We start from the raw sequence: 11,568 nt of genomic DNA, 5'->3' as shown, positions 1-11,568 counted from the left end.
ATGTCTGTAATACTACAATTTTCTATATTCCCAACCGACAAGGGCGCAAGCGTAAGCAGCTACGTAAGCAAAGCCATAGAGGCCGTTAAAAGCGCAGGAGTACCCTACCAACTTACCTCGATGAGTACCATTATCGAAACGGAAACATTGGAGGAAGCCCTTGCCATTGTTGTAAAAGCAAATCAGGCAATCGAGCCTTTTGCAGATCGCATTTACCTTAGCATTAACGTAGATCTCCGAAAGGGAGAAAGCGACAGAATGCAGCATAAGGTGGAAGCAATCCAACAAATAATTGGCAATGTTAATAATTGATTTTGAGCTAATGAAAAGGCAACTATATACACTTATCCTCATCGCTGGAATAGCAGCTACTGCAGCTGCTCAAAAACCAAGTAAGCCTGCTAAAAAATACGTTGGTATAAACGTTGGGTATGGCATTGCCGGTATTATGTTTCAACCCGATCTCAAGCAAACATCATATGCAGGAAGCTACAGCGGAGGACTTTCTTTTAAGTATATGGCTGAAAAGTACATGGCTTTTCAGGCAGAATTGAACTATACGCATAGAGGCTATAAAAAGCCTGAAATAGGCGATTCAATCTACACGCGTACCTACAATTCAATCATGCTACCAATAATGGCTCAAGGCAATGTAAGCTATAAAAGGGTTTCGGTTTTGCTAAACCTTGGCGCCTACGCTAGTTACATGATCGACTCAAAAGATCAAATAAAAAACAAGGGCATTACCTATAAGAACGACTACGATTTCTTTCTTAAGCGCGACCGACGCTACGAGTTTGGTGTTTTAGGTGGAGTTGGTTTAGGATTCAAACTCGATCCTATTACAATACAGGTAGAATCACGCTACTACTACGGTCTTACAAATCTTTATAATCCAGACTATACCAACAACCGTCCATATGGTTCGCGCCTTTACCAGCTGCAATTTTCGGCAGCTATACTTTACAACTTAGGATCGTCCACAAAGAACGAACCTAAGCTAACCAAAAACTAAATTTATGCGGAATGTTGTCCTGATTATTCTTTTTTCGGCATTTTCGTTTTTGAACTACGCACAAATGCCTACCGAAGAGGGTCTGGCTACCTTCTATAGCAAGAAATTCAACGGAAGAAGAACCTCGAGCGGAGAAATTTATCGCCATACAAAGCTTACTGCGGCACACCCATCGCTTCCTTTTGGAACCGATGTGCTTGTTACCAACCTAAGCAACAATAAGTCGGTTATAGTGAAGATAAACGATCGTTGCTCCCCTCGCAAAATTAAAATCGATCTATCCCGTGCAGCTGCTGCAAAAATAGACATGATTGCTGCAGGCGTACAAAAAGTTAGAATAGAAGTTGCTTGTGATAGCATAAAATCTCTCTATCTCGAAAACGAGATGGCAGATTCAGCAAAAGTTGGTGCTGATTCACTATTGACATCCACCGATTCAACAGCCAGTGTAGAAAATCTCTTTACCATTCAGGTTGCGAGTGTGGCTTCTCTTAAAAATGCGAAGAAGCTTGCCGACAAGCTAAACGAAACCTACGGAATGCCATCCAGCTTCCGAAAAGTGAAGCACAGAAAGAAAACGCTTTACAAAGTTTTTGTAGGATCATTTGCTAACCGCGAAGATGCAAAGGAACCTTTAAAAGCCCTTAAGAAAACCTATCGAACGGCCTTTATAATTGCCAACTAATTGCTATGGAATTTTTTGAAAGCCTAAGCCAGTACAAGCGTCGCAAAACCAACGACGTTTGTATAGGAAACCTTATGATGGGTAGTAATTTCCCCATCCGGGTTCAATCGATGACAACCACTAATACGCTCGACACCGAAGATTCAGTAGCTCAATGCAAGCGAATATTCGATGCAGGCGCCGATTTGGTTAGGCTCACCGCACAGGGTGTTCGCGAGGCCGAAAATTTGGCAAATATCCGGCATTTGCTGCTGCAGCAAGGCTACAACAAACCTCTGGTTGCTGATATCCACTTCAATCCCAACGCAGCTGATGTTGCAGCCCTCCACGTTGAGAAAGTTAGAATTAACCCTGGTAACTTTATTGATAAACGAGCTAGCTTTATTGACATTAACCTTAACGATGAGGAGTATGCAGAAGAATTAGCTAGGCTCCGTGAAAAGTTTGTTACCCTAATTAATATCTGCAAGAACAACAATACTGCTATTCGCATTGGCGTAAACCATGGCTCCCTTTCCGACAGAATAATGAGCCGATACGGCGATACTCCAGAAGGAATGGTTGAATCGGCAATAGAATTCCTGCGAATTTGCGTAGAAGAAGGCTTCTTTAATGTAGTCCTCTCCATGAAGTCGAGCAACGTTAGGGTAATGGTACACGCCTATCGTCAGCTCGTTAGGAGAATGAAGCAGGAAGAAATGCAATTCCCACTACATCTTGGTGTTACGGAGGCTGGTGAAGGCGAAGACGGACGTGTTAAGTCAGCTGTTGGTATTGGAGCGCTTTTAGCCGATGGAATTGGCGATACCATCCGTGTTTCGCTTACCGAAGAACCAGAAGCAGAAATTCCCGTTGCTAAAGCTCTTGTAGGCTACTTCAACAATCGCCAAAACCATGGAAAGATTGCCCAAGTTGACGCATCATTTTACAATCCCTACTCCTATTTAAAAATCGAAAGTAGGGCTGTTGCAAACATTGGTGGAGATAACCCACCTGTAGTAGTATGCGATCTCTCTGCACAAGAGTCTATAACCAACGACATAATTTCCAACCTTGGATATCAGCTTACTGAAAAAGAAAACGGCTGGGAAAAAGAGATTGATACTGCTCCCGACTACCTTTTTGTTGGGAAAGCAGACATCAGCCTAAGCACAAAGACTGGCCTTTATATTATTGATAATCCACACAATACACCTTTGTTTGTTTGGTTGGATGCTGCTGATAACATGGATACTATTGCTAGCAACCTAAGTCAGAATCCTCAGGCTATTGCAATTATTCGCACATCAAACATTAATGGACTTGCGGAACAAAGAGCAGCAATACTCAACCTAAGGAGCAAAAAGGTGTTTAACCCGATTATTATACAGCGCCAATACTCCGAAAACGATGTAAGCCTGTTGCAGCTCAAATCTGCTGCCGACTGTGGCCCTCTTTTTATTGATGGCCTACCCGATGGCATTATGATATCTAATGATGGAGGTATCGGCAGCGCTCAAGTTGTATCTACAGCCTTCTCCATTCTGCAAGCAGCAAGAGTCCGCATCTCCAAAACAGAGTTCATCTCTTGTCCCGGATGTGGCCGTACCCTGTTTAACCTCCAGCAAACCGCTGCACTTATCCGCGAGCGCACTAAGCACCTTACAGGACTAAAAATAGGCATAATGGGCTGCATAGTAAACGGTCCTGGCGAAATGGCTGATGCCGATTACGGCTACGTTGGAGCAGGTCCTAAAAAAGTTACCCTTTACAAGGGTAAAATAGCCGTTAAGAAAAACATTCCTCAAGAAGAAGCATTGGAAGAGCTTATCAGCCTTATAAAAGAAAACGGAGACTGGAAGGAGTAAGCAGAATTTTACTTTACATAAAGTATATTGATAAGGCAGGGTTATAGCATTAGCTCTGCCTTTTTTGTGTGTTAATCTACGTGATAATACTACTGTTTTTGTTTATTCGTGTTAATTCAAAAGATTGCTATTGCAAGGCTTTAGCAAACTATTATTTAATCAAGATAGCGAATAATGCAAGAGGTAAATTTTATTTAATAAATGGTTATATACCTCAAAATCAGTATTGTTAATAACTTTTCTTTATTGTTGATATCTAAAGTAAAAAGCCTTTGGCTTGCACCAAATAACCTTACTATCTTGCAAAGGTGTTCGTAAAACGAGCCGTAAAGCGACAACTCTTTTTTCCTAAAGCAATTAAAGGATAACTATAAATACAGAATAATGGAAGCAGCCAAATCAGCCAAAGCAAAACTAGAAACAACACCTGACGAGTTGAAGGTTTACTCGTATCAGGACTCCGTTGCTTCTGCCAAAGAGTACTTCCGGGGCGATGACCTTGCCGCTACTGTTTGGGTAAGCAAATACGCCTTAAAGGATTCGTTCGGTAAAATTTACGAGTTAAATCCCGATCAAATGCACTGGCGGATTGCCAACGAAATTGCGCGTATTGAAAAAAACTACCCCAACCCGCTTACCGCCGTCAAGGTTTACGAGCTGCTTAAAGATTTCAAGTACGTTATCCCACAGGGAGGACCAATGACCGGAATTGGCAATAACATGCAGATTGCCTCTCTTTCGAATTGCTTTGTTATTGGGCAAGACAATCCTGCTGACTCATACGGAGGTATCATTCGAATTGACGAAGAACAGGTTCAGCTAATGAAGCGCCGTGGCGGTGTTGGCCACGACCTATCGCACATACGCCCAACGGGCAGCCCCGTACTAAATAGTGCGCTCACATCAACAGGTGTTGTTCCTTTTATGGAGCGCTACTCCAACTCTACCCGCGAAGTTGCCCAAGATGGCCGCCGTGGAGCTCTTATGCTCAGCATATCCATTAAGCACCCCGATGCAGAGCGCTTTATCGATGCAAAAATGGAAACCGGAAAGGTTACCGGAGCCAACGTATCGGTAAAGATTGATGATGAGTTTATGAAGTGCGTACAAACTGGCCGAAAATACGTTCAGCAGTACCCAATTAACTCAACAACACCAAAGTATAGGGTAGAAATTGATGCCCAAAAGCTGTGGAAAAAGATTGTTCATAACGCTTGGAAATCGGCAGAACCAGGCATTCTTTTCTGGGATACCATTCTCCGCGAATCGGTAGCAGACTGCTATGCAGATTTGGGATACCGCACCGTATCCACCAATCCTTGCGGCGAAATTCCTCTTTGCCCATACGACAGCTGCCGCTTGCTGGCTCTTAACCTATACAGCTACGTAGAAAATCCGTTTACTCCTAAGGCAAAGTTCGACTACGACCTCTTCAAGCGCCATGTTATCATTGCCATGCGCATGATGGACGACATCATCGATCTTGAACTCGAAAAGGTTGAAGCCATCATCGAAAAGGTAAATAATGATCCTGAAGACGAAGAAATTAAGTTTGTTGAACGCCATCTTTGGGAGAAAATTCGTGAGAAGGCAATCAACGGTCGCCGTACAGGTTTAGGAATTACTGCGGAGGGCGATATGCTTGCTGCTCTTGGCATTCGCTACGGCAGCGATGAAGCTATCGACTTTTCCGAAAATATCCAGCGAATGCTTGCTGTTGAAGCCTACCGTTCGTCGGTTATCATGTCCCGCGAACGTGGCTCGTTCCCAATCTACGACACAAAGCGCGAGATGAAGAATCCTTTCGTCAACCGTATAAAAGAGGCTGATCCTGCGCTATACAAAGAGATGAGCGAAGTTGGTAGACGTAACATTTCTATGCTTACCATTGCTCCAACTGGAACGACCAGCTTGATGACCCAAACTACCTCGGGAATCGAGCCCGTATTCCTTCCTGTTTACAAGCGCCGCCGCAAGGTTAACCCTAACGACAAGGACGTTGTGGTTACCTTTGTTGACGAGGTTGGCGATTCGTGGGAAGAGTACTACGTATTCCACCACAAGTTCATCACCTGGCTCGAAATTAACGGCTACGATGTAGAAGCGGTAAAGCAGTACGATCCCGAACAAATGGACGAGGTTATCGCCAAATCGCCATACCATAAGGCAACCTCAAACGATGTTGACTGGGTAAGCAAGGTAAAGATGCAAGGACGCATGCAGAAGTGGGTAGACCACTCCATCAGCGTTACCGTTAACCTCCCTGCTGATATTACCGAAGAGATGGTATCAAAGGTTTACAAAACAGCTTGGGAAAGCGGCTGTAAGGGTGTTACCGTATATCGCGATGGCTCAAGAGCTGGAGTTCTTGTTTCGAGCAAAAAAGAAACCAAGGAGAATAGCGCAGAATTCCCTAACAAGCGTCCAAACTCGGTTGACTGCGAGGTAATCCGCTTCAAAAATAACGACGAGCAGTGGATCGCTTTTGTTGGTATCATCAACAACCGACCTTACGAAATATTTACCGGTATTGTTGACGAAGAGGTTCGTCCAATCCCTAAGACCATCACTAAAGGTAAAATTATTAAGGTAAAGGATGATAAGGGTAGCCGCTACGACTTCCAATACGTTGATAAGTACGGATACACCAACACCCTAGGTGGCATATCGCACATGTTTAACAAGGAGTACTGGAACTATGCCAAACTTATTTCGGGTGTACTCCGCAACGGAATGCCGATCAATGACATTGTGAATCTGGTATCCTCGCTCCGGTTGGATAGTGACACCATCAACTCGTGGAGAAACGGTGTAGAGCGTGCCCTTAAGCGCTTTATTCCTAACGGAACCAAGGCAAAACTTGGAACTAAATGCCCTGAGTGCGGTGCCGAAACCCTTATCTACCAAGAAGGTTGCCTTATTTGTACATCTTGTGGAACATCTAAGTGCGGATAGCGCTTCTTATATTTACAACTTGAAGAGAAAAAGGCTCGGAGTACTCCGAGCCTTTTTTATTTATTAGTGAGATAAACTTAGACTTTAGATACTATTTGGGTTTACTGAAGGATCTGTCTCATCCTTAAAAAGTTGACAGTTTTACGATAAAGAATGACGGTAGGATACTCCAATAACTTCACTATCATTGGCTGGGCTTTTAAATTGTTCTTGTAGGAGATAGGGAGGGTTTGCTTAGATTTTTCGATGAGATACTAGTAGGAGTGGGGCAAAATAGTATGGTTTCAGGAGAGGCATAAAACACAAGAGCCCGAGGAATCGTCCCCGGGCTCTCTTTTTGTTCAAATCGCGTATTTCAATTGTTCATCGAAAGCTACTCGGTTGCGGGCTTGCCGTCGGCGTCAACCAGCTTCACCTCGTAGCCGAGGCTCTTCACGCTGTCGAGCACCTTATCCTTATCGCCCACGATCACCCAGGTAAGCTGCGCAGGCTTAATGATGGCCTTGGCGGCCTGGTGGATGTCGGCGAGCTTGGCGCTCTTTAGGTTTTTGGCGTTATCCTGTGGGTAGGTATCCTTCAGGTTGTTGGCCACCATACGGCTGATGGTGTTCAGCACGGCATCGCCGGTTTCGTAGGTACCGGGTATCTGAAGCAGCTTGTTGTTTTGGTTGTTGGCAAACTCCTCTGCGGTGGCGGGGTTGCTGCCCACGTAGCCGGTAAGCTCCTTTTCGATCTCCTGGATGGTCTCCTTGGTCTTATCCGACTGCACCGAGGTGCTCACAAAGAAGGGCTGCTGGGCGGCCGTTTCGTAGATGCCCGATCCGGCGCCGTAGCTCCAGTGCTTATCCTCGCGGATGTTCATGTTGATGCGCGAAGTAAACTCGCCGCCAATGATGCTGTTGGCCAAATCTGCGGCCGCATCGTTCAGCTTGTTGGCCTCGGGGGCAAGGTTGGCCGCCATAACCACTGACTGCTGGGCCTGTGGGCGGTTAACGAAGTAGATGGTGGGCTTGGCAGGAAGCGCAACGCTAGGGATGTGCTTCTTGGGGTTGGTGCCCTTCTTCCATCCCTTGAAGGCGGCCTCGAGCTTAGGCTTGAGCTCGCCCATGGTGATATCGCCCACCACAATTAGGGTGGCGTTATTTGGGGTGATCCAATCGTTGTAGAACTTCACCAGGTCGTCGCGGGTGATGGAGCTTACGCTGCTCTCGTTTCCCGATCCGGTTAGCGGATTGCTGTAGGGGTGGCCGCTGCCGTATAGGAACTGTGGAACGACGCGGAAGGCGATGCTGTTGGGGCGCGCCTGCTCCTGCTTAATGCTCACGAGCTGATCCTTGCGCAGGCGGTCGAACTCCTTCTGGGGGAAGGTTGGGTTGAGCAGCACATCGGTAAACACCTCGAGCGACTTGTCGAGGTTGCCCTTAAGCGTGTTCAGGTAGAGGTAGCTACGGTCGAGCCCCGATCCGGCGCCCATGGAGCTGCCCAGCATCTCCATCTCCTCGCTAATCTCCATCGACGAGCGGGTTTTGGTACCCTCATCGAGTACGCTACCAAATAGCTTGGCGGTACCCGGCTTGGCGAGGATATCGGCAGCGGTACCAGCGTTAAACTGCAGCTCCATGTTTAGGGCCGGAATAGCGTGGCGCTCGGCAAGGATGATGTTCAAGCCGTTGCTAAGCGTTGCCCTTTGGAAGCTGGGGAAGGTAGGGGTAGGAGGGGTGTTCAGCTCGGGAAGCTTGCTGCGGTCGGCATCGGCCGTAGTAGGCTTAGGATCGGTGAATGGAACAACGTTAAGGATGTATACCCCATCGGTTAGCCACTCGTTGGCTACCTTCTTAACGTCGGCAGGGGTAGCATCCATTTGCTGCTGGAGCACCACCTTGTAGTAGTCGGGGTTGTTGTGGTAGGTTTGGTAGGTGGCAAGGATATCCGATTTGCCGCCAAATCCGCCCACGCGCTCGAATCCCTGAACGAAGTACGAGTAGGTTTTAGCCTTAACCTTTTCCATCTCCTGCTCGGTTGGGCCTTCCTTTAGGAACTTTTCCATCTCCTCGTTGATTACGGCTTCTATTTTCGAAAGCTCAACACCAGGCTTAGCGGTAGCTACAATCTCAAACTGTCCGCCAATTTCGTTGGTTCCAGCCCAAGCGTATACGTTCGAAGCAATCTGATCGGTGTACACCAAGCGCTTGTACAGGCGCGAAGTTTTTCCACCGGCAAGTACGCTAGAGGCGATATCGAGCATGTTGGCATCCTTGCTACCATCCTCGGGCATGTTCCACACCATGTATAGGCGCGATTGGGGAACGCGATCCTGCATAACCTCGCGTTGAGTGCCAATGCGCTTGGCGGGCCATGAGGTAAACTTGGTTACCGGAGGTCCAGCCTGTAGGCCACCGAAGTACTTCTTCACCTTTTCGAGGGCCTCTTCGGTTTTCACATCGCCGGCAACAACCAGTACGGCGTTGTTGGGGCCGTAGTAGGTCTTAAACCACTCCTTCACGTCGTCGAGGCTTGCAGCGCTCAGGTCGTCCATCGAGCCGATTACCGTCCACGAGTAGGGGTGACCTGCCGGATAGGTTGCCTTGCAGATGGCATCCTCAGTTCGGCCGTATGGGGTATTCTCGCCCTGGCGCTTCTCGTTCTGAACAACGCCGCGCTGCTCGTCGAGCGTCTTCTGGTCGATGGCGTTCACCATGTAGCCCATGCGGTCGCTCTCCAGCCAAAGCACCTGATCGAAGGCCGAGGTGGGAACCGTCTCGAAGTAGTTGGTGCGGTCGTTGCTGGTGGTACCGTTCATATCGGTAGCACCAATCTTGTCAACGGCCTTAAAGTAGTCGGTCTTGTGGTGCTCGCTACCGTTAAACATTAGGTGCTCGAATAGGTGAGCAAATCCGGTCTTTCCGGGCTTCTCGTTCTTCGATCCCACATGGTACCAAATGTTCACGGCAACAACCGGAGCCTTGTGGTCTTCGTGGATAAGAACCGTCAGACCGTTATCGAGGACAAACTTCTTGTAAGGGATATCGATATCCTTTACGTCGAACTTTTTGGACTGAGCAAATAGACCAGAGGAGGCTATAAGCATACATAGTCCGATGATGATCTTCTTTCTCATACTTTTAGTATATGTTATGTTAACGAAACGAAAGGTATGAAAAATACTAAGAGATGGTACCGTTCTACTATTTATTTAGTTAATAAGAGGCAGAATAGGGGCATTTATTTTCAAAAACGGCTCTAAACAGCTTTAAATGGGTAGTATGTAGGATATTATTTAAGGAACAAAGATGAACTCATATCTCAAATTACATATCCCTAGGGATTTTACATTTTAAAAACCATCTTCCATAAAAGATGTAGACGTAAAGGAATCAGCATGTAGTAGCACAAAGCGTATCCCCCGCTGGCGGGGGCAGGGGGTGGAAAATGAACGTTAATGGTAAAAATGCGAAGCTTATGGTGACTATACACTACCGAAAATCCACCCCCTAACCCCCGCCAGCGGGGGATAACCTTCGAAATGGAGTAGTCTTATTTTTTAAAACATCGCACATCACACATCTCACATCACACATCTCACATTACACATCACAAATAGAATTAGAGATCCTCCGTCTAGCTACCTTTAACTTCTTTGCTGCTATCCCTTTCCGAACAGGCTTCTAAACAGCTCCTCTACCTTGCTCACGAACTTTACCTCTATCCCATCGGGGATGTTGAGCCCCTTTTGCCCGTACTTCGATACGTATATTTTCTTGAATCCAAGGCGCTGTGCCTCGGCAATGCGCTGGTCGAGGCGGGTGATTGGGCGAATCTCACCCGATAGGCCAACTTCAGCAGCAAAGCAGATGTCGGTGGATATGGGAATGTCGAGGTTCGACGAGAGTACGGCGCTAATAACGGCAAGGTCGATGCAGGGGTCGGATAGCTTAATGCCCCCGGCGATGTTCAGGAACACGTCCTTAGCGCCCAGCTTAAAGCCCACCCGCTTTTCGAGTACGGCCAGCAGCATGTTCAGGCGGCGGATGTCGAAGCCCGTTGTCGAGCGTTGAGGCGTACCGTAGGCGGCCGAGCTCACCAGCGACTGCACCTCGATCATAAAGGGGCGGTTGCCGTCCAGTGCAGCAGTAATGGCGATGCCGCTCAGCTGGCTATCATGCTGGGTAACGAGCATCTCCGAGGGGTTGTCCACCTCGCGTAACCCGTGGCTGGTCATCTCGAAGATGCCCATTTCGGCGGTAGAGCCAAAGCGGTTCTTGGCCGAGCGCAGCAGGCGGTAGATATGGTTCGAGTCGCCCTCGAACTGCAGTACAACGTCTACGATATGCTCCAGCACCTTTGGTCCGGCAATGGTGCCATCCTTGGTAATATGGCCAATAATAAATATGGGTGTAGCCGACTCTTTGGCGTAGCGCAGCAGCATGGCTGCCGTTTCGCGGATTTGGCTCACGCTTCCGGGCGACGAGTCGATGCGCTCGGTAAGCAGCGTCTGTATCGAGTCGATAACCACCAGGTCGGGAGCCGTATGCTTTGCTTGGGTGATGATGTTCTCCACGAGGGTTTCGCAGTAGATCAGGCAGTCGGAGTTGTTGCCGCCAAGCCGTTCGGCGCGTAGCTTAATCTGCTGGGCGCTTTCCTCGCCTGATACGTATAGCGTTTTAAGTCCGTGGGTGCGTAGGGCTATCTGCAGGCTAAGGGTCGATTTGCCGATGCCGGGTTCTCCCCCAATTAGAATGAGCGAGCCGGGCACTACGCCACCGCCCAAAATACGGTTCAGCTCACCGGAGTTTAGGGTGATGCGAGGCGTCTTCTCAAGGTCAATTTCGTCGATGCGTAGCGGCTTGCTGGTTTCCAGCCCAAAGGTGGTTGGTGCAGCGCTCGATTTGGTTACGAGCTCCTCTACGAAGGTGTTCCATTCGCCGCACGATGGGCATTTACCCAGCCACTTGGGCGATTCGAAGCCGCAGCTCTGGCAGAAGTAGGCCTTTTTTACCTTAGCCATGGATGTTTGGTTATGTTAATTGAGCGTTAGTTCGACTAAGATACACGAAAAAAAATGGATT

The 11,568-nt window shown here is 47.7% G+C and carries 7 protein-coding genes; 5 read left to right on the top strand and 2 right to left on the bottom strand.

Going from position 1 to position 11,568, the window contains the following annotated elements; translation table 11 throughout:
* From CLV25_RS03040 to CLV25_RS03020, 5 genes are all read left to right on the top strand, one after another.
* The gene (locus CLV25_RS03040) at positions 1 to 312 is read left to right on the top strand and encodes an MTH1187 family thiamine-binding protein (protein WP_131838166.1); all 312 of its coding nucleotides are present in this window, start codon (positions 1 to 3) and stop codon (positions 310 to 312) included.
* A gap of 10 nt (positions 313 to 322) precedes the next feature.
* Positions 323 to 1,015 carry an outer membrane beta-barrel protein gene (locus CLV25_RS03035; RefSeq protein WP_165876968.1) on the top strand — a complete coding sequence of 231 codons (693 nt, stop codon included), beginning with the start codon at positions 323 to 325 and terminating at the stop codon, positions 1,013 to 1,015.
* Between the two features lie 4 nt (positions 1,016 to 1,019).
* Positions 1,020 to 1,700 carry a septal ring lytic transglycosylase RlpA family protein gene (locus tag CLV25_RS03030; protein WP_131838164.1) on the top strand — a complete coding sequence of 227 codons (681 nt, stop codon included), beginning with the start codon at positions 1,020 to 1,022 and terminating at the stop codon, positions 1,698 to 1,700.
* 5 nt (positions 1,701 to 1,705) lie between these two features.
* A complete protein-coding gene (gene ispG, locus CLV25_RS03025; protein WP_131838163.1) occupies positions 1,706 to 3,547 on the top strand; it encodes a (E)-4-hydroxy-3-methylbut-2-enyl-diphosphate synthase in 1,842 nt (613 codons plus the stop codon).
* A gap of 384 nt (positions 3,548 to 3,931) precedes the next feature.
* Positions 3,932 to 6,502, top strand: a complete 2,571-nt coding sequence (locus CLV25_RS03020) for an adenosylcobalamin-dependent ribonucleoside-diphosphate reductase (RefSeq protein ID WP_131838162.1) — start codon at positions 3,932 to 3,934, stop codon at positions 6,500 to 6,502.
* Between the two features lie 373 nt (positions 6,503 to 6,875).
* Here CLV25_RS03020 and CLV25_RS03015 read toward each other — a convergent pair whose 3' ends face one another.
* On the bottom strand, positions 6,876 to 9,620 hold the full coding sequence (locus CLV25_RS03015; protein ID WP_131838161.1) for a M16 family metallopeptidase: 2,745 nt from the start codon (positions 9,618 to 9,620) through the stop codon (positions 6,876 to 6,878).
* A gap of 525 nt (positions 9,621 to 10,145) precedes the next feature.
* Positions 10,146 to 11,507, bottom strand: a complete 1,362-nt coding sequence (radA, locus tag CLV25_RS03010) for a DNA repair protein RadA (RefSeq protein WP_131838160.1) — start codon at positions 11,505 to 11,507, stop codon at positions 10,146 to 10,148.
* Positions 11,508 to 11,568: the final 61 nt, after the last annotated feature.

This window comes from Acetobacteroides hydrogenigenes, from assembly GCF_004340205.1.
Lineage (GTDB): Bacteria > Bacteroidota > Bacteroidia > Bacteroidales > ZOR0009 > Acetobacteroides > Acetobacteroides hydrogenigenes.
This window is presented reverse-complemented; position numbering and strand designations above follow the sequence as displayed.